The sequence below is a fragment of the Pseudomonas sp. Seg1 genome (genome assembly GCF_018326005.1).
GTDB lineage: Bacteria > Pseudomonadota > Gammaproteobacteria > Pseudomonadales > Pseudomonadaceae > Aquipseudomonas.
On record NZ_AP021903.1, the window covers coordinates 3,547,111 to 3,569,487 of the forward strand.

General features: G+C 57.7%; 25 protein-coding genes and 1 tRNA gene. 8 read left to right on the forward strand and 18 right to left on the reverse strand.

Features of this window, described 5'->3' with window-relative positions:
- Positions 1-136 precede the first annotated feature (136 nt).
- Entirely contained in the window at positions 137-1,762 is a 1,626-nt protein-coding gene (locus tag KI231_RS15635) for an NADP-dependent glyceraldehyde-3-phosphate dehydrogenase (RefSeq protein ID WP_212808993.1), read from the forward strand.
- Between the two features lie 46 nt (positions 1,763-1,808).
- Entirely contained in the window at positions 1,809-2,849 is a 1,041-nt protein-coding gene (locus KI231_RS15640) for an FUSC family protein (protein ID WP_213028803.1), read from the forward strand.
- Positions 2,850-2,852: 3 nt separating this feature from the next.
- On the opposite strand, the gene KI231_RS15645 is transcribed toward KI231_RS15640, so the two are convergent.
- Positions 2,853-3,746, reverse strand: a complete 894-nt coding sequence (locus KI231_RS15645) for a DMT family transporter (RefSeq protein WP_212808994.1) — start codon at positions 3,744-3,746, stop codon at positions 2,853-2,855.
- A 148-nt stretch (positions 3,747-3,894) separates the two neighbouring features.
- On the opposite strand from KI231_RS15645, the gene KI231_RS15650 reads away from it, so the two are divergent.
- Both KI231_RS15650 and KI231_RS15655 read left to right on the forward strand, forming a co-directional pair.
- Positions 3,895-4,332 carry an Lrp/AsnC family transcriptional regulator gene (locus tag KI231_RS15650; protein ID WP_212808995.1) on the forward strand — a complete coding sequence of 146 codons (438 nt, stop codon included), beginning with the start codon at positions 3,895-3,897 and terminating at the stop codon, positions 4,330-4,332.
- A 57-nt stretch (positions 4,333-4,389) separates the two neighbouring features.
- Positions 4,390-4,707 carry a YceK/YidQ family lipoprotein gene (locus tag KI231_RS15655; RefSeq protein ID WP_212808996.1) on the forward strand — a complete coding sequence of 106 codons (318 nt, stop codon included), beginning with the start codon at positions 4,390-4,392 and terminating at the stop codon, positions 4,705-4,707.
- A gap of 81 nt (positions 4,708-4,788) precedes the next feature.
- On the opposite strand, the gene KI231_RS15660 is transcribed toward KI231_RS15655, so the two are convergent.
- Positions 4,789-5,460 carry a Bax inhibitor-1/YccA family protein gene (locus tag KI231_RS15660; RefSeq protein WP_212808997.1) on the reverse strand — a complete coding sequence of 224 codons (672 nt, stop codon included), beginning with the start codon at positions 5,458-5,460 and terminating at the stop codon, positions 4,789-4,791.
- A 122-nt stretch (positions 5,461-5,582) separates the two neighbouring features.
- Between KI231_RS15660 and KI231_RS15665 the strand changes: the two genes are divergently transcribed.
- Both KI231_RS15665 and KI231_RS15670 read left to right on the forward strand, forming a co-directional pair.
- A tRNA-Ser gene (locus KI231_RS15665) sits at positions 5,583-5,670 on the forward strand.
- A 207-nt stretch (positions 5,671-5,877) separates the two neighbouring features.
- Entirely contained in the window at positions 5,878-6,087 is a 210-nt protein-coding gene (locus KI231_RS15670; RefSeq protein ID WP_212808998.1) for a hypothetical protein, read from the forward strand.
- Between the two features lie 31 nt (positions 6,088-6,118).
- On the opposite strand, the gene KI231_RS15675 is transcribed toward KI231_RS15670, so the two are convergent.
- The 5 genes from KI231_RS15675 to KI231_RS15700 form a co-directional block, all read right to left on the reverse strand.
- On the reverse strand, positions 6,119-6,367 hold the full coding sequence (locus KI231_RS15675; RefSeq protein ID WP_212808999.1) for a hypothetical protein: 249 nt from the start codon (positions 6,365-6,367) through the stop codon (positions 6,119-6,121).
- Positions 6,368-6,605: 238 nt separating this feature from the next.
- Positions 6,606-6,926 carry a hypothetical protein gene (locus KI231_RS15685; RefSeq protein WP_212809000.1) on the reverse strand — a complete coding sequence of 107 codons (321 nt, stop codon included), beginning with the start codon at positions 6,924-6,926 and terminating at the stop codon, positions 6,606-6,608.
- Positions 6,927-7,080: 154 nt separating this feature from the next.
- The gene (locus KI231_RS15690) at positions 7,081-7,272 is read right to left on the reverse strand and encodes a hypothetical protein (protein ID WP_212809001.1); all 192 of its coding nucleotides are present in this window, start codon (positions 7,270-7,272) and stop codon (positions 7,081-7,083) included.
- 66 nt (positions 7,273-7,338) lie between these two features.
- On the reverse strand, positions 7,339-7,869 hold the full coding sequence (locus KI231_RS15695) for a hypothetical protein (protein WP_212809002.1): 531 nt from the start codon (positions 7,867-7,869) through the stop codon (positions 7,339-7,341).
- Between the two features lie 142 nt (positions 7,870-8,011).
- Positions 8,012-8,230: a hypothetical protein gene (locus tag KI231_RS15700; RefSeq protein WP_212809003.1), complete on the reverse strand. Its 219-nt coding sequence runs from the start codon at positions 8,228-8,230 to the stop codon at positions 8,012-8,014.
- A gap of 430 nt (positions 8,231-8,660) precedes the next feature.
- Here KI231_RS15700 and KI231_RS15705 point away from each other — a divergent pair, with 430 nt between their 5' ends.
- Together KI231_RS15705 and KI231_RS15710 are read left to right on the forward strand one after the other, a co-directional pair.
- Positions 8,661-9,386, forward strand: coding sequence for a hypothetical protein (locus KI231_RS15705; protein WP_212809004.1), 726 nt, complete (start codon positions 8,661-8,663; stop codon positions 9,384-9,386).
- Positions 9,387-9,409: 23 nt separating this feature from the next.
- Positions 9,410-10,090, forward strand: coding sequence for an SOS response-associated peptidase family protein (locus tag KI231_RS15710; protein ID WP_212809005.1), 681 nt, complete (start codon positions 9,410-9,412; stop codon positions 10,088-10,090).
- Position 10,091: 1 nt separating this feature from the next.
- Here KI231_RS15710 and KI231_RS30035 read toward each other — a convergent pair whose 3' ends face one another.
- The 11 genes from KI231_RS30035 to KI231_RS15765 form a co-directional block, all read right to left on the reverse strand.
- Positions 10,092-10,502 (reverse strand): hypothetical protein, encoded by a 411-nt coding sequence (locus KI231_RS30035; protein ID WP_249412037.1) that lies wholly within the window; start codon positions 10,500-10,502, stop codon positions 10,092-10,094.
- Positions 10,502-11,008 (reverse strand): lysis system i-spanin subunit Rz, encoded by a 507-nt coding sequence (locus tag KI231_RS15720; protein WP_212809006.1) that lies wholly within the window; start codon positions 11,006-11,008, stop codon positions 10,502-10,504. The genes KI231_RS30035 and KI231_RS15720 overlap by 1 nt, the downstream gene beginning before the upstream one ends.
- Positions 11,008-11,430, reverse strand: a complete 423-nt coding sequence (locus KI231_RS15725) for a cell wall hydrolase (protein WP_212809007.1) — start codon at positions 11,428-11,430, stop codon at positions 11,008-11,010. The genes KI231_RS15720 and KI231_RS15725 overlap by 1 nt, the downstream gene beginning before the upstream one ends.
- Before the next feature lie 69 nt (positions 11,431-11,499).
- On the reverse strand, positions 11,500-11,850 hold the full coding sequence (locus KI231_RS30040; protein WP_249412161.1) for a phage tail protein: 351 nt from the start codon (positions 11,848-11,850) through the stop codon (positions 11,500-11,502).
- Between the two features lie 347 nt (positions 11,851-12,197).
- Positions 12,198-12,707, reverse strand: coding sequence for a hypothetical protein (locus tag KI231_RS30045; protein WP_249412038.1), 510 nt, complete (start codon positions 12,705-12,707; stop codon positions 12,198-12,200).
- 106 nt (positions 12,708-12,813) lie between these two features.
- Positions 12,814-13,539, reverse strand: a complete 726-nt coding sequence (locus tag KI231_RS15740) for a hypothetical protein (RefSeq protein WP_212809009.1) — start codon at positions 13,537-13,539, stop codon at positions 12,814-12,816.
- A gap of 382 nt (positions 13,540-13,921) precedes the next feature.
- Positions 13,922-16,864 (reverse strand): phage tail tip fiber protein, encoded by a 2,943-nt coding sequence (locus tag KI231_RS15745; RefSeq protein ID WP_212809010.1) that lies wholly within the window; start codon positions 16,862-16,864, stop codon positions 13,922-13,924.
- Positions 16,861-17,259, reverse strand: coding sequence for a DUF6950 family protein (locus tag KI231_RS15750; protein WP_212809011.1), 399 nt, complete (start codon positions 17,257-17,259; stop codon positions 16,861-16,863). The genes KI231_RS15745 and KI231_RS15750 overlap by 4 nt, the downstream gene beginning before the upstream one ends.
- Before the next feature lie 2 nt (positions 17,260-17,261).
- Complete coding sequence (locus KI231_RS15755; RefSeq protein ID WP_103302194.1) at positions 17,262-17,864, reverse strand: hypothetical protein; 603 nt, start codon at positions 17,862-17,864, stop codon at positions 17,262-17,264.
- Positions 17,864-18,448, reverse strand: coding sequence for a hypothetical protein (locus KI231_RS15760; protein WP_212809012.1), 585 nt, complete (start codon positions 18,446-18,448; stop codon positions 17,864-17,866). The genes KI231_RS15755 and KI231_RS15760 overlap by 1 nt, the downstream gene beginning before the upstream one ends.
- A gap of 18 nt (positions 18,449-18,466) precedes the next feature.
- A complete protein-coding gene (locus KI231_RS15765) occupies positions 18,467-22,366 on the reverse strand; it encodes a phage tail tape measure protein (RefSeq protein WP_212809013.1) in 3,900 nt (1,299 codons plus the stop codon).
- Between the last annotated feature and the right edge of the window lie 11 nt (positions 22,367-22,377).

Here is a 22,377-nt window from a genome sequence, read left to right on the forward strand (position 1 = left end):
TTCAAGCCAGCCCGCTCTGTTGTGCGCCTTTGCGTGACATTCGGGTGACATTTGCGGGTTTAAATTTCGGCGCATTCAGGCGTATAACCTGTAGAGACTTTTGATCTGCACGCAGACATCAACACGGGGTAGCGACATGACCACAGCAAACATCCTTGGCAACCTGTTCCCTTCTGTCAGCGACATCCCGGAAAAATACCGCCTCGACGCTCAGGTCGAGCAACGCGAATATCTGGTCGACGGCCAGTTGCGCCGCTGGGACGGCCCGCTCGCCACCGTGCGCAGCCCGGTCTATCTAAAAGGTGAGAATGGCGACGAACAAGTCATCCTCGGCAGCACGCCGCTGCTCGATGCCGAGACCGCCCTCACCGCCCTCGACGCCGCCGTGCGTGCCTACGACCGTGGTCAGGGCCTGTGGCCGACCATGCGCGTGGCCGAACGTATCCAGCATGTCGAAGCCTTCCTCGGCCGCATGCGCCAGCAACGCGATGCTGTGGTGAAGTTGTTGATGTGGGAAATCGGCAAGAACCTCAAGGACTCGGAAAAAGAGTTCGATCGCACCTGCGACTACATCGTCGACACCATCAATGCGCTTAAAGAACTCGACCGCCGCTCCAGCCGTTTCGAGCTGGAGCAGGACACGCTCGGGCAGATCCGCCGCGTGCCGCTCGGCGTCGCGCTGTGCATGGGGCCTTACAACTATCCGCTGAACGAAACCTTCACCACGCTGATCCCGGCGTTGATCATGGGCAACACCGTGGTGTTCAAACCGGCCAAGCTCGGCGTGCTGCTGATTCGTCCGCTGCTGGAAGCGTTCCGCGACAGCTTCCCGACCGGGGTGATCAACGTCATCTACGGCAGCGGCCGCGAAACCGTCAGCGCGCTTATGGCCAGTGGCAAGATCGACATCTTCGCCTTCATCGGCACCAACAAAGCCGCCAGCGACCTGAAAAAGCTGCACCCGAAACCGCACCGCTTGCGTGCCGCGCTAGGTCTCGATGCGAAGAACCCCGGCATCGTCTTGCCGGAAGTCGATCTCGACAACGCCGTCAGCGAAGCGGTTACCGGCTCGCTGTCGTTCAACGGCCAGCGCTGCACCGCGCTGAAAATTCTCTTTGTGCATGAAGATGTGGTCGACAGTTTCATCGAGAAATTCAACGCGAAACTGGCCACCCTGAAACCGGGCATGCCGTGGGACAGCGGTGTGTCGCTGACGCCGCTGCCGGAGTCAGGCAAAGTCGATTATCTGCACGGCCTGGTGGCGGATGCGCGCAGCAAGGGCGCTGAAGTGGTCAACCCGAATGGCGGCGAATCCCGCGAGTCGTTCTTCTACCCGGCGGTGCTGTACCCGGTGAACCCGCAGATGCGCGTGTACCAGGAAGAACAGTTCGGGCCGGTGGTACCAATCGTGCCGTACCGTCACCTCGATACGGTGATCGACTACGTACTGGAGTCGGATTTCGGCCAGCAGTTGAGCATCTTCGGCACCAACCCGGGGGCGGTCGGCCGGCTGGTCGACACCTTTGCCAACCAGGTCGGGCGGATTAATCTCAACGCGCAGTGCCAGCGTGGCCCGGATACTTACCCGTTCAACGGCCGCAAGAACTCCGCCGAGGGCACGCTGTCGGTACACGATGCACTACGGGTCTTCTCGATCCGCACGCTGGTGGCAACCAAGTTCCAGGACAGCAACAAGGACCTGATCAGCGAGATCATTCGCGGACGTGATTCGAGCTTTCTGACCACCGACTACATTTTCTGACGAGGGCCTTGCACTGAGTACGTTCAGCACCCACCGACTGCCACCGCTGTTGCGCCGAATCCTGCGTCCGCTGCTGGACCCGTACCGGCGCTACCGACACGCCCGATTGATCCACGCGGTGCGGGTGGCATTGGGGTTGCTGGCGACGATTCTGCTGACCACCGGCATCAACCTGCCCCACGGTGAATGGGCGTCGGTGACCATGCTGGTGGTGATCGGCGGTTTGCAGCACCACGGCAACATCGGCAAGAAAGCCGCCGAACGCGCCACCGGCACGCTGATCGGTGCCGGCGTCGGTTTGTTGCTGGTGGCGCAGCAGGCGTGGCTGGGCATGCCGTGGCTCACCTACTTCGCCATGGCCGTGGTTTGCGGCTTTTTCTCCTATCACGCCATTGGCAAGGGTGGTTATACCGCCCTGCTCTCGGCGATCACCGTGTTTATTGTCGCCGGGCATGGCGACAACCCGATCACTGATGGCTTGTGGCGTGGAGTCGATATTCTGATCGGCATTGCCCTCGCCCTGGCTTTCTCTTTCGCCCTGCCGCTGTACGCGGTGTACTCGTGGCGCTACAACCTGGCAGATGCCTTGCGCGACTGCGCCACGGTGTACGGACGGATCATCAACGGTCAGCCGGTCAGTGCTGACGAGCACCTGAAACTGATGAGCCGCCTGAGCGCGGTGATGGTGCAATTGCGTTCGCTGATGCCGTCGGTGTCCAAGGAGGTGAAGATTTCCATGACCGAACTTGATGCGATCCAGCGCAACCTGCGCATGTGCATCAGCACCCTGGAAATCCTCGGCAACACCCGCCCCGATGCCAACGACCCGCAGGCCATGACCCATCTGCAATCAGCGTTGAAGGCTGAGCACAGAGTCATTCGCGTGCAACTGATCGGCATGGCGCGCGCGTTGAAGTCCGGCGCGACGCAACGGCTGGAGCGGCCGCTGGAATTGCCGGACGCCAGTCCCGATGCGCCGGTCTACAGCGCCCTCGATGGCTATCGATTGTTGACCCGGCAACTGGCGGCGAACATCGCCGAGATGCGCCAGCGCCTGGCGAAAACCGCACCGCGCTGGAACATCTGACGGTTACTGCGCAGCCAGTCGCCGAGCCTTGAAGCCCCAGCCTTGTTGCATGCCGGCAGCGGCCAGCAGTATCGCCGCCACACCCACCCATTGCAGGGTTTCCAGGCGATGGCCGAACGCGAACCAGTCAACGAAGATCGCGGCAATCGGGTAGATGAATGACAGTGCGCCGGTCAGAGCGGTCGGCAATTTCTGAATCGCACCGTACAACAGCACGTACATCAGGCCGGTGTGCACGATGCCCAATGTAATCAGACTGGCCCACGCGCTCGGTGCTTGCGGCATTGCGGAAAAGTGTGCGAACGGTGCGAGTAACAGCACCCCAGTGCACACTTGAATCAGTGCAATCAAGTGCGGTGGCGTGCCGGTCAGATGCTTGATGATCAATGCTGCAATCGCGTAAAGAAACGCCGCACCCAGCGCCAGTGCGATGCCCACCAGATAGTCGCTACCGCCCTCGCCTTGCTGGCCATGGGCACTGACGATCGCCAGCATCCCCATGAAGGAAATCGCCAGCCAGAACATTTTCTGCAGGGTGATTTTTTCGCCGAGAAACAGCGCCGCCAAACCGACCAGCATGAAAGGCTGCACGTTGTACACCGCCGTACCAATGGCAATGGAAGCCCGGGAATACGAGGCGAACAACAGTACCCAGTTGCCGACAATCGCCACGCCGCTGAGCACGGCGAGCAGGAATGTCGTGCGGGTCAGAATGGCCGGCCGCAGAAAGCCGAATGCTGCGCAGATCAACAGCAAGGTGCCAGCGCCGAACACACAGCGCCAGAACACCACGTCCAGCACCGGTTGCCCGGAAACCAGCACGAACCAGCCGATCGTCCCGGATATCAGCATCGCAGCGGTCATTTCAAATGAGCCGCGACGGAGTGTTTTGTCCATCATCAATCTCCTCTGCATTTGTCGAAAGCATGGCAAAAGTATGCCAAGCCAACGCAGGAGCGCTCCAGCGTAAAAAGCAGGCTAAACTGGCTTTCTGCCTTTTTTATCGAGGGTGATTTTCATCAATCGCCTAATACGGGAATTCGCCATGACCGATGACATCGACCAAGTTCTTATCAGTGCCTTGATGGCCGATTCGCGACGTTCGCTCAAGGCACTGGCGCAGATCAGCGGCCTGTCTTCACCCAGCGTGGCCGAGCGGTTGCGTAGGTTGGAGGAGCGCGGCGTGCTCAAGGGCTACACCGTCGAAATCGACCCCAAATGCTTTGGTTATCAATTGCAGGCGATCGTGCGGGTACGGCCGTTGCCGGGGCAGTTGCAGGAGGTTGAGCGGCAGATTCTGTCGATCCCGGAATTCACCGAGTGCGACAAGGTCACCGGCGAGGACTGCTTTATCGCCCGTCTGCACGTGCGCTCGATGGAGCAGCTGGACACCCTGCTAGATCGTCTCAATACGCTGGCCGAGACCAACACGGCGATCGTCAAGAAAACTCCGGTCAAGCGCCGTTTGCCGCCGATGGCTTAAGTGCTTTTTCCTGACGTTCGGCGTAAATTGAGGGTTTTCCGGCGAAGGATTGGCGGTATGAAAGTTCTGGCAATGATGCTGATGGCGGCGATGCTGGGCGGATGCGGGACGGTGCAGACCGTCGCGCGTAGCGATCAGGTGGCCGTGGACGATTTAAAGCGGAGCAAATCCTATTGCGGGGCGGTCCCTCGGATCTACAGCGGTGTGATGTACGATTTTTGTACGCTGCATGCGCCGATAGGCGAAGGTAACGCTTACAACGCGGCACTTCCGGGCTGGGCGATTGATGCCGTGGCCTCGGGGGTACTCGACACGTTGCTGTTGCCTTACACGATCTACAAGCAACAGGCCGATGGCAGCATCGTGATCAACTGATCAAAAGCCTCCGCATGTGGCTTTTCTGCAGGCAACAAAAAACCCGCCGAAGCGGGTTTTTTGTTGAAACGCAGACCTGAATCAGTCGTCGCGGCTCATGATGCCGAAGATCTGCAACAAGCTGATGAACAGGTTGTAGATCGATACATACAGGCTGATGGTCGCCATGATGTAGTTCCGCTCGCCGCCATGAATGATGGCGCTGGTCTGGAACAGAATGCAGACCGACGAGAACAGCACGAAACCTGCGCTGATCGCCAGTTGCAGACCGCTGATCTGGAAGAAGAAGCTTGCCAGCGTTGCACCCAGCAGGACGAAGAAACCTGCGGTGATGAAACCACCGAGGAAACTCATGTCCTTGCGGGTGATCAGCACGTAAGCCGACAGACCACCAAACACCAGTGCAGTCATGGCGAATGTGGAGCTGACCACTTCAGCGCCGCCCTGCATGCCCAGATAACGATTGAGAATCGGGCCGAGCAGGAAACCCATGAAACCGGTCAACGCAAACGCGGACACCAGGCCCCACGCGGAATCACGGAGTTTGTTGGTGAGGAAGAACAGCCCGTAGAAGCCGATCAGCACCACGAAAATATTCGGGTAGCCAACACGCATCTGCTGTGCGACGAAAGCCATGACGCCGCTGAATGCGAGGGTCAGAGCCAGTAGGCCGTAAGTGTTGCGCAGGACGCGGCTAACCTCTAGCTGCTCAGCCTGCACGCTGTTATTAACTGCGTAATCCTGTTCGCGCATGGCGACACTCCTGTTGGTTTGAAACGTTCAGTCGCAAAGATCATAACAGACGCTCTGTAACAAGCCATGCAGAGAGTTTGACAGTGTGTTTCATTCAGGTATTATGGCGCCCGCAACGCAACGGAGGTGTGGCCGAGTGGTTTAAGGCAACGGTCTTGAAAACCGTCGACTGTAACAGGTCCATGAGTTCGAATCCCATCGCCTCCGCCATCTTATGTACGACAAAGCCCTGACTTTTCAGGGCTTTGTCGTTTCTGGCTGTTGAGATTTTCGCTGAGCTCAAGGAAGCGTTACAAAACTTTTTGATACGCGTTACAAAACTTTCTGGCTTTTCTCCCTTCTCTGGCGTCCTGCCAAACGTAAAACACTCTTCATGTAACACGGTGCTACGCTGGGCTCTTTCACGGAGGAACGCCCATGCCAAATTCCGATCTGCTCCCTTCCCTGCTTTACAAAATCAATGAGAACCAACTCGCTCTCGAAGCCGCCATCATGGAGCTGACGAACTGGGTCGAGCAGTGCGGATCGGCCGACGTCGCCGAGAACGTCCGCGGCGCCCTCTGGGCAATCGACAAAAATGAGGAGTTCATCAAGATGACGCTTGCGGTTTTGATGACGCCCGACTGATACATACAGCCCGTAGCGAAGCTGTCACCGCTTACAACTCTACACTGAACCCTTTCATGCCCACGCTATCGGCAAAGCGCCACACCGCGGTCAGGCTCGACCAGGTGCGCAGCTGCTCACGCCGCGAGCGTACCGGCACCCAGCGGGCGCCGCTGCCGCCCAGGCGAATCGACACCCCCCAGTCGGGGCCGCCATCGATCCTGGCCACCAGGCATTCGCGCACCGCATGTTGTTCGACCAGGGCGCGCAACACCTCTTCATGGATGCCGGCGCCGATCATCCACCCAGCTCCGCATGGCGCTTTTGCGCGGCGGACTCCATGACCGCATAGAGGTTTTCGATGTCGATTGCGCTCAGTGCGTGGGCGGTTTCGATGCCCAAGACAAACCCTTCGGCGCGGCCGGCGTCGCGCAGCAGTTCGCCCAGACCGCTGGCGCCCTTGATGGCGGCCAGTAATTGAGACGCCTAGGCGCGAATCGCCGCCGGCAGGCTCAGTGCGGAAAATGCATCGTTCATCCCTACTCCCATTGCCAGCGGTTGGCCGACGGCACCAGCGTCAGCTCGAAGTGCCCGTCGTGGATCAGCAACCAGCCGCCGCCTGGTTGGTTGCAGCCGTCGATGATCTGGCCCTGCAGCATGCGTCCGTCGGGCAGCGTGAGCCGTAGCAGGTTGGCAGCCTTGGGCCCGTGCAGGTATTGCTGCAGTCCGATGCGCACACGTCCGGTCCCTGCAACGCTCAAGCGCACCGGACACTCGAAGGTGGTCCGCTCAATGGGCACCTGCCCCAGATAACGGGCGATCACCACCACGGTGGCCAAGCCCTCATAAACATCAGACATGCATGGTGTTCGGGAGATATCAGCCAGAACGTCAAGGGATGGTAGACCAGTCGAGGGGGGACTGGTTTCCACAGTGCGAAAAAAGGCCCCCACACCGGGGTCTGGTGTGGGGGCCGATTGAACATAGGTTGGAATTATGCGCATCTGGAAAAAATCACATGCGCAACGGCTCACTCCGTGCACTACCACTAGGCTTCGTTTTACCGAGCACATAGGCCACATGGGCCAAGCCCGAATTATTCGCACTTGGAACTACGGCTAGCAACGTCCAACCCTCGGCCAGTTTTTTGTTGGCCTGGCTCGCGCCAGCCACCTGCACCACTTCTACCGCGTCACTCATCTGCATTGATGTTGCTCCTTGTGATGATGGCCCAGTATAGGCAAAGCGATCGACGCGGTTGGCGCCCCTTCCTTAGGTGTCAAATTCAGTCGAGGAAACTTTGTTCCGCTGCGCTGCTAGATATTCGGATATGGCTTTCCTCGCTCTCTTTGCTTGCCCTGGACTGCGACCAGTTAAAAGACGGCATAACAAAGCAAAAAGAACCCCAGTGATCCAAAACATAAAACTGATCACAACGAGCCACCAAGCATAAACCCCATTGGCGGCCGACTCGGTAACCGTTAACCAGATCACCATCACCAGGAATGCTATCTGTACCACCGTTGAGAGATAGCCCCAAGCAGTGCGGATCAAGCCACAAAGGTCTGACAATCGATTGTTGAGGCGATCGTAACTGTAATAATCGGCGGTCATTTCCAGCAATCGTGGAGTAAAGCCCTCCACCATTAAATCTTCCTCCGCTACGCCCAATTTGAAAGCAAAACCTTGAAGTTCCTGTTTACCGCTTCTATTGATTTCCCATGAGGCGAGGAGCAGTACGACTACACCAAAGGCAACAGTCGCTAGCACAGCGCCAACTATATGAATTACGGCAATGAACATCTCAGCCCTCTTTCGGATTTTAAGTGGACAGTATTGGCGGCATGAAATCATTCGAATGAGGGGTGGAAGCAATCAGCCGTGAAAGCCGCTATGGACTTATAGCTGTCAGTCGATAGTGTTGCCAGAATCTCTGAGCCACTTGCTATAAGTGGCGTAATCGCGTGATTGCATCACTGATTGCTTTTGCATTTGTGTCTAAGGTTTCCATCGCCGTCACTGCGTTGTCTGCGACGGCCTCTGCGCCCTTCTCTGAAAGCCATTTAGTGACCTCTTCTATTGCAGCACCCAGGGCATGCTGGTTGTGCAGAAGCAATGTCAGAGCGTCTGCCGTGGCGATGTTGGCGTCTGAGTTGTTTGGCATGGATTCATCCTTGATCGAGGCATGTGCAGAGACTAGTCCATTGCAGCCGGACAGTGCTCAGCCAATCAATCGCGACACTCCATTTTTCGCATCAAAATAGCGCGCCAGTCCCATCTCAGTCCCATATGGCCTTTTTTCAGACGCCAAAAACCACAAACCCCCGACTTTCTCTAGGAAAATCAGGGGTTTGCGTTTACTGAATATGGCGGTGAAGGAGAGATTCGAACTCTCGAATCGCAAATATGGGCGACGAAAACTGCTGACCAGTTGGTGACGTCAAGGCGGCCCGATGCCCCGGCGAAGTTTAGCGAAACCGAACGATTCAGCAGAAAGCTGCCTCCTCCCTACAGTTCGTCGCCCCATCCTCGCCTCCTCGCTGCGCCTCGATTACTGTACATGCATACAGCTTTTGTACAGCGAACCACGCAGCATGAATTTCGACCAAGCGAAAACCCTCCGGCTCAAGCAATGGCGCGCCACACTCGACGACCAGGACTTCCGCATGCAAAATCCTGAAGGCCACCGGGAAACACTCCATGCGATGGCTGCGGCGCTGCATGGCGAAGGACTGATTGATCAGCTTGAGCAGTTCGACATGGGCGAAATGGCAGACGCCGCTTACTGGCACGCAGTCGAGGAGTTGCAGAACTCGCCGCCCCAGTACCGCGGAGCGTCGACCTATGACGTCGTGCGGATCGACAACGGAGAGTTGTTTGGCACGATCAGCCGCTCAATCTTCGACTTCGCAACGACCGAACCGCGCGGCGCTTCATCTTCTTATGACGGCAAGGTTTACTCGGGCCCCGAGGGGATACACCTGAATCTAGGACTTTCCCGGAATGTCGGCACGATCACGGGGCTGATTTTGGAGATGCACGGGCGGCGGTACCAATTGATCGAGACGCAGCGGATGATCCGCGGCATTTGCCACACCCCCATCGACGACCCGGATACTTACCGAGCGCTGGTTGATGCGGCTCAGATTGCCCAAGAGGACCGGGATCTGCGCGTCATTGAAAAGGTGCGACCTCACATCGAGTCAGCCGCCTTCTGCATCTGCCCTGCCTGCCTCGATCGCTTTGGTACGCGTGACGACTGCACCACATGCACCGGAAAAGGTTTTGTGATGAAGCCGGCGCCAGCGGGTCTACGCTGAAGGAACCATGCGAGGAACGGGCAATGTGCGGACGACTCTCCCAGTACAGCGGCATTCACGATTTCGTGGCGGCGCTCAGCATGCCGAACGCGCTGGTCAATTCGACCGGCGAGCAATCTTTCGATCGGTACAACGCCGCGCCGACCGCTCAACTCGCCCTCTTCCACCAGGAAGGCCAGTTCCTGCACGCCGACATGGTTCGTTGGGGGTGGCGGCCGCACTGGGCCAAGGATCGCTCTGCACCGATCAATGCCAGGGTAGAGAAAGTTGCCCACGGCCCATTCTTCCGCGCGATCTGGCCACACAGAGCGATCATCGCAATCAACAACTGGTTTGAATGGGTCGACGAAGGCGGTCCGAAGAAGCAGCCCTACCTGATCAGACACCGGGATCAGTCGCCGATACTGTGCGCCGCCATCGGCCAATACCCAAATGAAGAGCATGGCCCCGGCGAGCATGATGGCTTCGTGATTATCACCGCCGACAGCGCCGGTGGCATGGTCGACATCCACGATCGGCGACCGGTGGCGTTATCGCCTGAACTCGCCCGCGAATGGCTGGACCCGGCAACGCCGAAAGAGCGCGCCGAACAAATGGTTCTGCACCAGGGTGAGCCGACAGAGGTTTTCGAGTGGTTCAAGGTTGACCGGGCCGTGGGGAATGTTCGGAATCAGGGCCCGGAGCTGATAAAACCAGTCGACTGAATCAGCCCTTCGTCAGCGTTTTCAGGCGCTCCACCAGTGCGGCTTCAAAAATGATGTAGAGATTTTCAGCATCTCCGGCACGCAAAGCACCGCCGGTTTCCAAGCCAAGCACGAAGCCATCTGCCCGTGCTCCCGCCTTCACAGCGATGATCATCGAATCAGCCCGGACAATCTGCGCCAGTAGGCGATCCGCCTCTCGCTGCATCTTCTGGCTTAGCACCACGCCTTCCACGTCATCCCCCATTACCTTCACTACGACATCCAATAAATGACTGCAAGAACTACTGAAACCCAGATAATCGTCATCACGATTGAGTAACCAGCCATTTGTTTGTCCATTCCACCAGTCCTCCAGTTCGAATCTGAATGATGGTTTACGACCGGTGGCATCGCAAGAATGGCTCGGCGCCATCACTGCACCAGGTTCCGCACATACGCCTGGCACGCCTGCAGAGCGATCAGTCCTCGGTCACCGGTATCGGTGATGGCGATAATTCGTTGAGCATGCGCCGGGTCAAGTCGGGCTCGTACGGCTGCATGATCCACGCCGCCGGCGCCGGGGGTAGCTGGCACCCCACAGCCTTTGGCAACGTCGGTAGCGTCGAGGAGAACTGACAACCGCACATCAGCAGTGGCAAGGCGATCGCGCAGGCGATCCTGATCACGTTGGGCATCACTCATTTTCCTGAAGTGGGTTTGCTCGCTGGCTGCCAGGCGCTGCTCGAGCGCAAGTCGCTTGTCCTGCTCGGCCTGCTGCGCGGTGGCGGCGGCCTGGGTCAGTTGATTCATGGCGTCGGCGTGCAGTCGCGCCTGCTCGGCCAACTGCCTGCCGTAGCGCCAGTCCTGAAACTGCCAGGCGCTGCCGGCGCCGATCAGCACCAGCGCCAGCACGCCGACCAATTTCCCAGGCGCGACCATCACGGGACATCCTTGAAGAAAACGTGCCCGCCCAGCTTCAGTGTCTGTTTCGCCTTCGCCGCCCAGGCCGGCGCCTTGATGCTCGCGGCGTAGTAGTGCGTGGCTCCGCCGGTAGGGTCAGACACCTTGCCGTCGATCACCTGGTCAGCAGCGATCCGACATTGCGCCAGTTCGCGGAACGGGATCTGCTTCACGCCGATCAAGAACTGATAGTTCGGGTCGGCCTTGTTCCAGCAACTGAACTGGTATGGCTTCTGGCACACACCTGCGTAACCCTCCCCCCACCACGAATTTGTCTTGCCGTCATTCACACGGTTGCGGATCGCCCAGGCCACGGCGACCTGGCCGGCGGTACCTTCGCCGCGCGCCTCGCCCCACAGTGTGCGGGCGAGGATGTCGCGGTCTTTTTCGGTTGCAGTCATCACTTTTCTCCAGGCAAAAAAATACCCGCTCGATGGCGGGATGTTCTCGTTCAGTCGGCGTCAGACCGTTTATTCGGCGGCCAGCATTGGGGCGGCAATGATTTCGGGCGTAGCAGGCTCGACTGGCCAGGCCGGGGACTCAAACCAGCCCTCTTTGGTGGTGACCTTTCCCAGTGCGTACTTGTAGGCTTTCCACGCTTTCAGGCTGAGCGTCAGTGTGGCGTGCTCTGCCTCGTCTTCCGGAGTGGCCTCTCCAGCCTCCATGCCGTACCCCAGAGTGGCGACTCGATCAGCGATCCGATCAATCTGCACGACGGCGGAAGAGTTGCGGGTGGCAAGCTCCGCCCTTGCAGCGGCCAAGCGCGCGGCAGCGGCTTGCGCGTCCTTCTGGGCAAGGGTTATCAATTTTCCCCAATCGATAACGCCTTCCCGCGCAGGCCAGGGTACTTGCGCAGATGGCGGCTCATCGCTCGGGAGCGGCTCAGGCAAGACCACGGGCCCGTCGGCAACATTCACGAGCGGCAGGGGAAAAGCCTGAGCTTGGCTGTAGTTCTGTGGAAGAGGAAGAAGCAGGTTTAGCGTCAGCTCGCCGTTCTGCTTGTCGACATCGCCGGCGATCCAAATGCAACTGAACGCCCCAACGGGCAGCGTGTCCCCGTCAGACATTCGCGAAAAGTTGAATTGTTCGCCGTTGATGGTCAGCGTATCGCCAGCCTTGGATACCTCGAGCGTACCGTCCATACGGCAAGGAGACAGGTTAATGATCATTAGTACCACCGTCCGGACGCAAAAAAATTAAGCCATGCAAAACCGCCAGTAGCCGTCGGGGAGAATGCTACCCATCCGCCCCACGCGCTCTGCGTCTGCTCCACGTAATTGCCAGCCCACGAAAAAGCTACGCCGCTCGCCGCTGCGATGACTACAGGCAGGCCGACAAAGGCTGCCGGGAAGTTTCCCGGGTAAATCGCCGCACTGTTGAAAACACTGCCGTTCAAGTTACTCACGGCAGTGGTTGACATACGCGTCCAGCAATGAAGAGTTCCGTCAGCGTATTTGATGTAGCTGCCTTGCGCGTTCGCGCCCCTTTCGAGTATCGCGCCGGTAGGAACACCGGACGCCTGAGAGACGGTGCCAATGATGTTCGCTCGCTTGTAATTGACGGCATCGGCTGCATAAAGCTCGTCGAAGTTGCTTTGCGCTTTGGTAAACGCGCTACGCGGCGTATCGCCGCCGACACCAGTTGGGGCGGTGCCAAGATTGATCGTTTGTTTGGCCATGCGATTACTCAAATTCTGGTCAATAAAAAACCCGGATCTCCGGGTCGTCGTGCCACCAAATCGTTACGGGGTGAGGAAAGGCCGGGCGACAGTTCGCCACAGAACTTTAAGTATTCAAATATCGCGAGGCCGGGAACTTACAAACCGGTATAGCCAGACACGTATTATTTGTTCCCTGATAGTACCAATCTCCCCTAGCGACATTATTGTTTATCCTCAGCATCCTTACACCATCCGATAGTAAAGTTAAGCCGGCATACTGAGCATGACCTGTAAACCAATTCACTCCCCTATCAATGCTTGAAATGGATACAAAATCATCCGCATCAATGGTTAAGCCACTATCATAGTAATCAACCCAGTCACCTTGCGTCAGCTTCCAGTTTTTACTGAACTTGCTAAACTTGACGACGTTATCGCTGGATGTGTAGATGGTGTTGCCTTGATAGTCAAAAAGCTCCAAACCATAATCCGATGTGCTCTTCAGGTTGGAATACATGCATGAGACATATTCAAGTGTATAGTTTTGTAGATTGGGATTACCCCTTACAGCTGACACCACCAGAAAGCCGGTCCAATTACCCGGGCCACCGAAAAGGCCCGTGTAGATGGAAAGATCGTTGTGCACGCCCGAGACAAGCCGCACGAATATCTGAGGTGGCTCCTGGGTTCTGATGGGCTTATTGAACATCACAGAACCGTTGCCTTCCACATCCGTGTATTTAGACGTGATTTTAAAGGTGCCTCTTTCTGAGAATACCATTATTTTATAGTCACTCGAAATTATGACGGATCCATAATCATTGGCGACAGACAATCCGAAATCAGTCATTAAATCACCTTAACCACTTCAATAACGCATTCCACAGTGCTTTCTACCCACCGCTCTAACCATTTACCAGTGCCGTTTGGCGCCCTGTAATTCGCGTATGTATATATTGCAATCTGCGTCCCGCCCAAATCCTTATAAGTCGGAATAACAGACCTACCGAACGCCGCCCCCGTACTATAGTTACGAGGTGTTATCGTCACAAAACATGTAGACGGGTCGTAGCCGATCACATCCATCAATATGTAATCGCTTCGCGGCGCGGGCCTGGCACCTCCCCCGGAGGGGTTGGCCGGCAGAACCATGACCGCAAGCTTTTGTAATGTGAAGTCCCCCATATCCAAAGTAAGCGATCCATTTTCATTCCACACATTTATCCCGAAACTCATGCGGTTAGGTCTCCCAACTGGACTCGCTTAATACCGTTTTGATCAAAGACCTTGATTGCCCGGTTGGTCATCGTCAGTCGTCCGCCTCCCGGCGCCGGGCCGTTGAACTCAAGGTTGCCGGCCTTATCAAGGCGCCAACCTTGCACGCCGGGTATGTAGTTGTCCGACTGCAACGCTTGGCCGATCTTCAGCATCGTGATGCTGCCGTCCTGGATAAATGCTGAGTTCATGAACACCTGGCCGCCCTGCACCGCAAACGGCACAGATATAGCGCCGCCGGCGATGGTGTTGACGATGGCAAAGCGATCAGCACTGACCAGGAACTGGCTCTGCAGACCGGCGCCTGTGTTTTCGATACCGAGGCCAACACCGGCGGCGACGTATTGCCCGCCAGCAGTCACCTGCATCTTCACGGACCACATCGTTGAGGCCTTGCCGTCCAGCGTGGCCACAGCCTGGCTGACCGTCTGCACTGTGGCGCTGTTCTTATTCACCTCTGCCTTTACGGTTTCGATGCTCTTGGCAGTGGCAATTCCGTCCTCAAGCCGCGCTGACTGTTCCGACCAAACCCCTACATAAACCTGATCTGAGCCGGCGAAGCCGCCAGTGTCGCCGGCGAGCGCGGGATTCACCTGCACGTAGACGCCATCAAGCTTTGACGCCTGCGCAGTCAGCTGGTCTCCCTGATGCTCGATATCCAGTGTGTTTTTAGAGACCTGTGCCGCCAGCGCATTGGCCTCCTCCAAGACCTGGCCGATGTCTTCCCAATACATAGGGTTCGGCGGAGGCGTGTTGATCGGTACCGCCTGAGAAGCCTGATACAGGCGCCGACCCACTCGCACCGTGTCGCCTTTCAGATAGGTTGACGCAGGGTCGTACTCGAGTGCGTCGGCAATATTGTCGATCTGATCCTGAAGTCCAGGGATCTTGTCGATTTCACTGACAATATCTTGCCCCAGTTCGGTACGGCCGACTTGTCCTGCCATCGCTGCAAGATATGCAGAAACGTCATTTGAGGTCTGTGCCGGAACGTAGAGGAACGCGCTCTTGCCATAAGCGTTTGATGAGCGGATGAAGTAGTAATAGTTCTTCCAGAACCCCAGCCCAGTGTGCGTAAACGTCAAGCCCTGCCCAAGATATTCGGCATCAGCAGACGTTGCCGTCGGCGAGGTGCTAAAGAAGTACTCGTACGTCCCGCCATTCAAGCCGTTTTGCGAGTTACTCGGGATCAGCACGATGTTGTCGATAGACGACTGCACCACGCAGCTTTCCGGGATCGGAGGGCCATTGATGCTGACGGTGATCGTCACCTCACCCGATCGCGCCATTGGCCCGACAGCCGCCACGTTCATCGTGTAATTGCCAGACGGCAGGCCATTGATGGCGATCTCCGTCGAGGTGGCCGGCACGTTGTGCGACTGAATCGCTGTCGTGCCCTGGCGCACGATTACGATGTATTCCTTCACGATGCCGCTAGGCGGCAGCCAGGACAGGACACCCTGATTTACCTCGGCGGTGGTGTCCTGTGTCCACGTGAGATTGGTAGGGCTGCCAAGCCCGCCGGAAGGCAGGTTGATAAACCCGATAGGGTTATATGGCTGCCCCACCGCATCATCAAAGATTGCCGGCTCGTATTGCTTGACCTGGACGGTGCAGCCTTCGCTATCGCCCATAGACCAGTCCGAAACGATGAACTCGCCCAGGATGTTCAGCGACGGCAGGTTGACCCGCACAACGCGGCCCGGACGGCAGTTATAGCCGGCAAAGTTCATCGGAATGCTGATCGCACCACCCGCACGGCGCCGGCGCAGCTCCATGTTCGCCAGCCGCTGGGCCTGATAGGGGTCAGTGACATAGGAGTAGGTCAGCGTTTCCGCTGCCTCGCCACCGTCTTCGACAATCCATTCGGCAACACTGACCTCGGGGTAATCGGTCTCTGTCCACGATTGGGACGGGTCAATGAACGTACCTCGAACGGTGTTGATTGCCGAGTCGTTGGTCGGCTCGGTGCTGCCGGTGACGGTGCCGATCACCATGTCTTCAGTGATTTCGAAGTCGTACGGCCCGTAGTAGGCGCCGGCCTGGAACATCCAGCGACCACCAACTCGGATCAGGTGGCCACCAGCAGCGGCCTCGAGCTTCTGCAAGACGCCAGTGCGCTGCTCGTCTGCACCGATCACGCAACCGCTGCGGTAGCGCTGGCTGGTAGAGCCGTCCGCATTGGTGACGGCCTCGTCGCAGACGTTCGCACCACTCGCGAAAGTTTCGAAAACGATTTCGTCGTCAGGCACACCGCAGCGGGCGCGGAGATACCACAGCAGATGCAGCGCAGTGTTTGCGCTGTAGCCCGCCGTGTTGCTACGCGGGTCGTAAATATCGTTGCGACCGCGCACGACGAAACGAGTGTCGGGGATGCCGGACGGGAATTTTTCGGCGCTGTAAAAAAGAGAGATGCGGACAAAGGACAAACCACGACCGATCTGTGAGTCCTTCCAGTCCGGACAGTTGGCCTTGAGGAATGCATTCACCTGAGTCGGATCGACGACCAGCTCGTAGGTGGCATAGGCGCCGAACGAGCCGATTTCTTCCTCGCCGAGGTAGATGTTTTCGAGGGCATCGATCGCCCCTTCGCAAAGCACGTACACCAGGTGCAGCCATTCGCCCTCCCCCTGAGCGCCAGCCTGCTCCTGCGCCCACACAAGCACGCCACCAGTGGAAACGCGTCCAAGGATGTAGCGCACCGGTGCCTTTGATGAGCGCACGGTCTGCGCCGACGGCTCGTTGTCGCGCAACGGCGACTTGGTGTTGAGCTTTTCCTGCTGCTCAGACGCATAGAAGGCCAGTGCTGCACCGGCAACGGCGCCCCACGGCCCGCCTTGGGCAAAACCAACAACCGCACCGACAACAACCGAGGCAAGTTTTCTGACGCCGCCGCTCATTCAACCCTCCACGCGGCCAGTGGCTCGCATACGACACGGGCTACGCCGTCATCGGTTGTTGCCCAATAATCGCCAGCCCAGAAAACAGCCATGCTTCGGCCGCCAGGCGCGTCGTACAGCACGACGTCGCCGCGCTGTATGAAGCCCAGCGGCACCCTGGCGAAGTGGGCATCCCAAGCGGCCTCAAGGCTGCCGTGCTGTTTCTTCAGCTGCCGCTTCGCACCGGTTTCCGTCGTGTACTTACCGCGGTAGTTCTCCGCCGGGTCGACACCACAAACCGAGGCTGTGCAGTCGGCAGCGAACAGGCAGCAGTCAAATTCACCCCATGAAAAAGGCCGCTCTTGGGCGGCCTTGATCGTTTCGTTCAGACGGGTTGTCCAGTCTCGGTAGCGCATGGCTAGCTTCCATAGGTGAATGTTGGTGCGTCCTTCTTCGAGCCCCAGTAAATGGGCCACTCGGACATCTGGGCGATGGCGTAGAAGAACCGGTCGCCCTGATGGCGCGCGCGGTGGTTTTCATCGGTGAATCGTTCGGTGCCGGTACGGCTCCACTCGGCCATACGATCGATGACCGGGACAGTGATGCTGTTGCCGTCCTCGCCATTGCCAGCGAACGAGAACTTCGCCGCGTCCATGCGACCAGAGAAAAGAATGTCCGCCGCGTAGTTGCCGGCCTCGTCGAACACGATGAACAACACTTTCGCCATTCGACCGCGACAGCCGCGCACGTTGGTCTCGGACAAGATGTAGGCATCCAAGCCGCTGAGCGTTAGCTCAACCGACATCGGCGAGCCAGAGTTGTCGCTTTCCTGCGACTGGCTCACTTGGCCGAAATTGCCCACACCCAGATAAGTGATGCCGTCGACGACCAAGTCTCCGGTACCGGTGTGCGCGAAGACCATGCCGTCGACGAAGTCGAGCTGCACGGCATAGACCGGCATGAACCGCCCGGTGGCTATGATGTTCACCACGCTTTGGCTGAACGGAAATGCTGAGGGCATCAGAAAGCCTCCCTGAATTGGTATGAGCCGTTGGAAACGACCGGCTTGATCGACATGGCCCAGGTATCGGAAGTCATGCGCATTTCCGAGTACGGATTGAGGTACTCGACAGCGGTGCCGGCCGTGAGCGTCTTGCGGATGCGCTTGTTGAGCGACACCGTCACCCTCCCCTGCGCATTCGCCGATGCCGGATCGGTAACCTCAAACATCTCGCCCGCGATGGTGATGTAGTCGCCGGCTGTGAACACAGCAGCATTCGCCGGGGCGCCGCCGATGACCATCGATCGCGCCTGCGCGTTGCCGGTGACCACGGATAGAGCGCCGACATTGTTGGTACGACGGCGAGTAAACGCCGGCAGGTTGAACGTTCCAAACATTCCATCAAGGCGCCCAAGAAACGACGACAGCTCGCGCTCTTGGGCCCTGCTCAACACGCCAAAGGTCACCGTGCATTGCCAGTAGGCGCCCGGGTAGCCCACGATCTGTTGGGCATTTGAGAGCGTCGAGGTGAACGCCCTATTGTTATTGACGATGCCCCACGTCATTTCTGACGGGCACAGCGAAGCCGGCCACGTGAGAGCCATGTAGTACTCCTTAAAGGCTTAGCGCCGCGCGATCAGCTGGCGGATGGTTCCGTTCTGTTTCAAGTCGCGGACGACCAGCTCATAGCCACCTTTCGCACCCTGCATCGCTGCCTCCTTGACCATGCTGATGGTTGCGTCGTCAGGCGTTCCTTGAAAGCTGAAGTGTTGCTCGATGACAGGACCGGCACCGGAGGTTGAAGAAGCCGGCGCAGCGTTGGAGGCTTTAGCGCCCGAGGTTGAACCGACGAAACCGCCGTCTGCGTATCCTTTAGTGGATGCGTTCATGCGCTCGAGGAATTCCCGGGCACCAGGTTGCGCGACCACGTCCTTTCGGACTACGAACTCGCCGCCGTGCACCACGCCCTTCGGCTCGTACTTCCCACCGTCGCCGGTGTAGCCGCCATCGGAGAAGCCGAACTTCGAGGTGTACCCTGCCGCCGACGCGCCGAGGCTCGACGAGGTTGCAGCAGAAGATCCGGCAGCGAAGCCGTTACCTGCCGCCGACGCACCCGCCCCCGCAAAATCACTGAACAGCGATCCGAAAATACCCACCGCAGCCTGGCGGATTTGAATCCGGATCAGGTCCGCGATGATCCCGTCGGCCAAATCCTTGAAGGAAAGCTTCCCGGTTTTCACGAACTGGATGATGCCGTCTTCCATGTTGCTGAAGGCGTTGGTGAACAGCGTTCGGGTCTGGCCAGCCACATCGGCGGCCTGATCGGCGTAGTTTTGAAAGGCCGATCGCGCCCCGTTTGTCCAATCGCCCTGGGCGGCGTCGATCTTCCTGAATCCATCTTCCATGGCGGCCACCTGCTTCGGCAGGTATTCGTTGGTCAGGTCGATCTGAGCCTGCAGGTCTTGGCGCTGCTTCTCTGTTGTTGCGTTGGCCAGTTCGGTGCGCAACTGAAGGATGCGATCGTTTGTTTGCTGCTCAAGCTGGACACGTTGTTCGAGTCGAGCGGCCTCCTTATCTCCCATGCCGACAGCGCCGGCCTCAAGGTCGTACTGCGTGCGCTGGGTGGAAAGCTGCTTTTCCAGCTGCGCCCGGTACTGCTCGGCCTGGGTCAGACCTTGCGCACCCTTGATCGCTGCGGCGTAGTTGATCGAAACCTGCGCCAGCGCCTCGTTGTATTCGTCCTGGGTGATCTTCCCTTTAGACAGCAGCAGGGACAACTGACCTTGTTTCTCAACGTAGTCCTGAAGCGCGAACTTCGCAGGTTGGGCGGCCTTGTAGAGCTCATCGAAAGCCGTTTTTGCTGCGCTGATCTTCGATGTATCGCTTTTGCCTTTCGGCGCCTTGTTCGGAGTTACGCCTGAGGTTATCCGGTCCATTGCCTCCTGTGCTTGCTGCTCCGGTGTTTTACGAGGCTTGACTGGCTCGGTCTTCCCGTTGGTCAGCAGGCCATAACCGGCAAGATTCTGCTGTTCCTGAGGCTTTGTGATAAGGGCAGCATAAGAGGCAGCAGCAACTTTTTCGAGAGCTGTGATCTGTCTCTTGGCGCTTTCCTCTGCAGACTTCGCAGCCTCAAGGTCGGCCTTCTTTTTCGCTGCGACAACATCCTCAGCAGCCTGTATCGCAGCATAAGATGCCGTGATTTGGGACCGGAGGCTTTCCATCTCCACCTTGTTACGGTCCTTCACCGCCTGCTCGTACTTCTTCAACAGGTCGGTTTGCTCACCGGTCAGGCGTGCATATTGAATCTGCTGCGCAGTGAACCCGGCCTTTGCCGCGCTGTAAGCCGCCTCCTGCGCCGCATTTGCACCAATGAGGTCGCGAGTCTGCGTGAGCTGGGAAATGTATTTTTCCCAGGCCTGAGAGCCGCCGGACACTGCTGTAACGGAAGCGCCATGAGCACCAGCGAGATTTTTCGTAGAAGCAGATGCGCCATCTGATGCCTGCTGGCTTCGCGCGAGCAACTCACCATATCGGGCCGCGTCCTCGCTACTCGACGAATATGTATTGGCCAATCCAATGAGCGACGTTTTGTACTCATTGGTGATCTGGGTATTCGAAGACAGCCACCGGGTTAGCGATCCAAGACTTTGCTGCCCGGATTGCACCTGTGAAAAGAACTTTTCGAACTCTTCTCTAGTAGAACCGGCAAACTGCCCTGAGTAGATCAAGGCCTGAGTGGCTTTGTCTCGGTATTGTTCAAGAGCCTTTGCAGCAGAATCCGTCTCTTCTTTTTGTTTGGCCATCCAGTTCGATGACTGGTATTGGCGCTGCTCATCGTTGAGAGCCTTAAACTTTGCGATCGAATCGTCAATTGTCAGGTTCTGATCGATCAACGCTTGGGTTGCTGACTTGCTGCTGGTAGCGAAATAGAGAGCGGTACCAGCAAGAAGCGCCAAGGCAGTAGTAATTGCACCAATTGGGCCGCCGGCAAGGCCTAGCAAGCCTGCAGACAGCCTCGATCCCGCCCCTTGAGAGGCATTGAGACGTAACTGCGCCGCGTTCTGCTGATTGGTTGCAATGGTGTCAGCCTCTCTTGATGCAGACAGGCGCGCATTTCCGGCAGTTACTTGGCTTTGAGCAATTGCTTCTCTACCCAGAGTTTGATTCAGCGCTGTTTGGGCCTGCGCTTGCTGAATGGTTACCGCTGCTTCTGCCCTACGAATTTCGGCAAGCCGAGCAAGCGATTGCTGCCTTCCGACGTCTGTAATTTGCGATTTAAGGCGCTGCGTCTCGAGAGCTCTATCTGCCGCAAGTTGCTGCTGTACGCTCTGCAGTTGCGCCACAGAGTTCGCTTGCATTGACCTCGTAGCTGCTACCTCCACAAGCGCTCGTTGAGAAGCAGCAAGTGCCGCAGCTTCGTCAGTGACCGCCTTCCGCGTTGTTTGTGCCGCAGCAGCAGTTGAGACCACCTCCGCCTGTCTTTCTGCGACTATTTGAGCTTGGGTGGCGGTGATCGAGTCATATCGTGCTTTGGCTGATGCAGCCAGCGATATGACCAAGCCGGTTCCGGTCTTGGCTGCGTATGCGCCAGTAATAGCGATAAGAGCATCAATGTTTGACACCAATCCTTGAAAGCCTTGCACGCCGACACTAGCAATGCTCGACAACGAGGACGAAAGCGTTTTGATGTTTCCGATGATCTCGGGAGAGGCAAAAGCCTCGCCGAGGGCTTTCACTGAATCGATTGCTGGTTGTGTGTTGACTTGTCCGATCGCGGCTAAAAAGTTGTTTTTCAGCACCTGAGCTGCACGCTCAAACAAAGGCGGCATGGTTTCCACTTCTTTGTTCAGCGAAGTAAGGGATCGCAGCAAGGCGTTCATGACAATTTCAGAAGTGATTTTACCCTCGGCGGCCATGGCTCGGATCTGGCCGTTGGTAACTCCCAGGTATTCGGACAACGCGCGCGTGATGCGTGGGGCTTGCTCCATGACGCTGTTGAGCTCCTCACCGCGCAGCACACCTGAAGCCATTGCCTGCGAGAGCTGTATGCTTGCGGAGGTCGCCTCCTGCTGGGTTGCGCTCGATACCAAAAAAGCCTTGTTTACAGCATCGGTGGCTTTCAGGAGTTGCTCTTGCGAAAAGCCCGCCCCCCGAGTGGCGTTAGACATGCGTGTGAACAAGGTAACCGTGCTCTCAAGACTCGATCCGGTGGAGTTGGCCATAGCCTTGAGAGTTTCAAACGTTCTGGATGCCTCTGCAGTAGAGCTGCTCACAAGGTTGATCTGGCCGGCCATTGTTTTGAAACGATCCGTCATTTCCAGCAGCCCACTTGCGAGACGCCCAACCCCAAGCCCTGCCAAAACCCCTGCCGCTGCCCGCGCAGCATTGCCCAGGCCATTTACACTTACCGTAGCCTGACCTCCTGCACTCTGGAGGCCATTCAGGCTATTCCTCAGGTCATCAACCTGTTGGCGCGCATTCCGCGAGTCAATGATTATCGCGAGTCGTGATTCTTGCGCCATAGCTTTCTCCA

Coding starts and splice junctions, on each gene's coding strand:
- KI231_RS15635 (WP_212808993.1), top strand. CDS start 137: ATGACCACAGCAAACATCCTTGGCAACCTGTTCCCTTCTGTCAGCGAC.
- KI231_RS15645 (WP_212808994.1), bottom strand. CDS start 3,746: ATGGACAAAACACTCCGTCGCGGCTCATTTGAAATGACCGCTGCGATG.
- KI231_RS15650 (WP_212808995.1), top strand. CDS start 3,895: ATGACCGATGACATCGACCAAGTTCTTATCAGTGCCTTGATGGCCGAT.
- KI231_RS15655 (WP_212808996.1), top strand. CDS start 4,390: ATGAAAGTTCTGGCAATGATGCTGATGGCGGCGATGCTGGGCGGATGC.
- KI231_RS15660 (WP_212808997.1), bottom strand. CDS start 5,460: ATGCGCGAACAGGATTACGCAGTTAATAACAGCGTGCAGGCTGAGCAG.
- KI231_RS15670 (WP_212808998.1), top strand. CDS start 5,878: ATGCCAAATTCCGATCTGCTCCCTTCCCTGCTTTACAAAATCAATGAG.
- KI231_RS15675 (WP_212808999.1), bottom strand. CDS start 6,367: ATGATCGGCGCCGGCATCCATGAAGAGGTGTTGCGCGCCCTGGTCGAA.
- KI231_RS15685 (WP_212809000.1), bottom strand. CDS start 6,926: ATGTCTGATGTTTATGAGGGCTTGGCCACCGTGGTGGTGATCGCCCGT.
- KI231_RS15690 (WP_212809001.1), bottom strand. CDS start 7,272: ATGCAGATGAGTGACGCGGTAGAAGTGGTGCAGGTGGCTGGCGCGAGC.
- KI231_RS15695 (WP_212809002.1), bottom strand. CDS start 7,869: ATGTTCATTGCCGTAATTCATATAGTTGGCGCTGTGCTAGCGACTGTT.
- KI231_RS15700 (WP_212809003.1), bottom strand. CDS start 8,230: ATGCCAAACAACTCAGACGCCAACATCGCCACGGCAGACGCTCTGACA.
- KI231_RS15705 (WP_212809004.1), top strand. CDS start 8,661: ATGAATTTCGACCAAGCGAAAACCCTCCGGCTCAAGCAATGGCGCGCC.
- KI231_RS15710 (WP_212809005.1), top strand. CDS start 9,410: ATGTGCGGACGACTCTCCCAGTACAGCGGCATTCACGATTTCGTGGCG.
- KI231_RS30035 (WP_249412037.1), bottom strand. CDS start 10,502: ATGGCGCCGAGCCATTCTTGCGATGCCACCGGTCGTAAACCATCATTC.
- KI231_RS15720 (WP_212809006.1), bottom strand. CDS start 11,008: ATGGTCGCGCCTGGGAAATTGGTCGGCGTGCTGGCGCTGGTGCTGATC.
- KI231_RS15725 (WP_212809007.1), bottom strand. CDS start 11,430: ATGACTGCAACCGAAAAAGACCGCGACATCCTCGCCCGCACACTGTGG.
- KI231_RS30045 (WP_249412038.1), bottom strand. CDS start 12,707: ATGGCCAAACAAACGATCAATCTTGGCACCGCCCCAACTGGTGTCGGC.
- KI231_RS15740 (WP_212809009.1), bottom strand. CDS start 13,539: ATGACTGATTTCGGATTGTCTGTCGCCAATGATTATGGATCCGTCATA.
- KI231_RS15745 (WP_212809010.1), bottom strand. CDS start 16,864: ATGAGCGGCGGCGTCAGAAAACTTGCCTCGGTTGTTGTCGGTGCGGTT.
- KI231_RS15750 (WP_212809011.1), bottom strand. CDS start 17,259: ATGCGCTACCGAGACTGGACAACCCGTCTGAACGAAACGATCAAGGCC.
- KI231_RS15755 (WP_103302194.1), bottom strand. CDS start 17,864: ATGCCCTCAGCATTTCCGTTCAGCCAAAGCGTGGTGAACATCATAGCC.
- KI231_RS15760 (WP_212809012.1), bottom strand. CDS start 18,448: ATGGCTCTCACGTGGCCGGCTTCGCTGTGCCCGTCAGAAATGACGTGG.
- KI231_RS15765 (WP_212809013.1), bottom strand. CDS start 22,366: ATGGCGCAAGAATCACGACTCGCGATAATCATTGACTCGCGGAATGCG.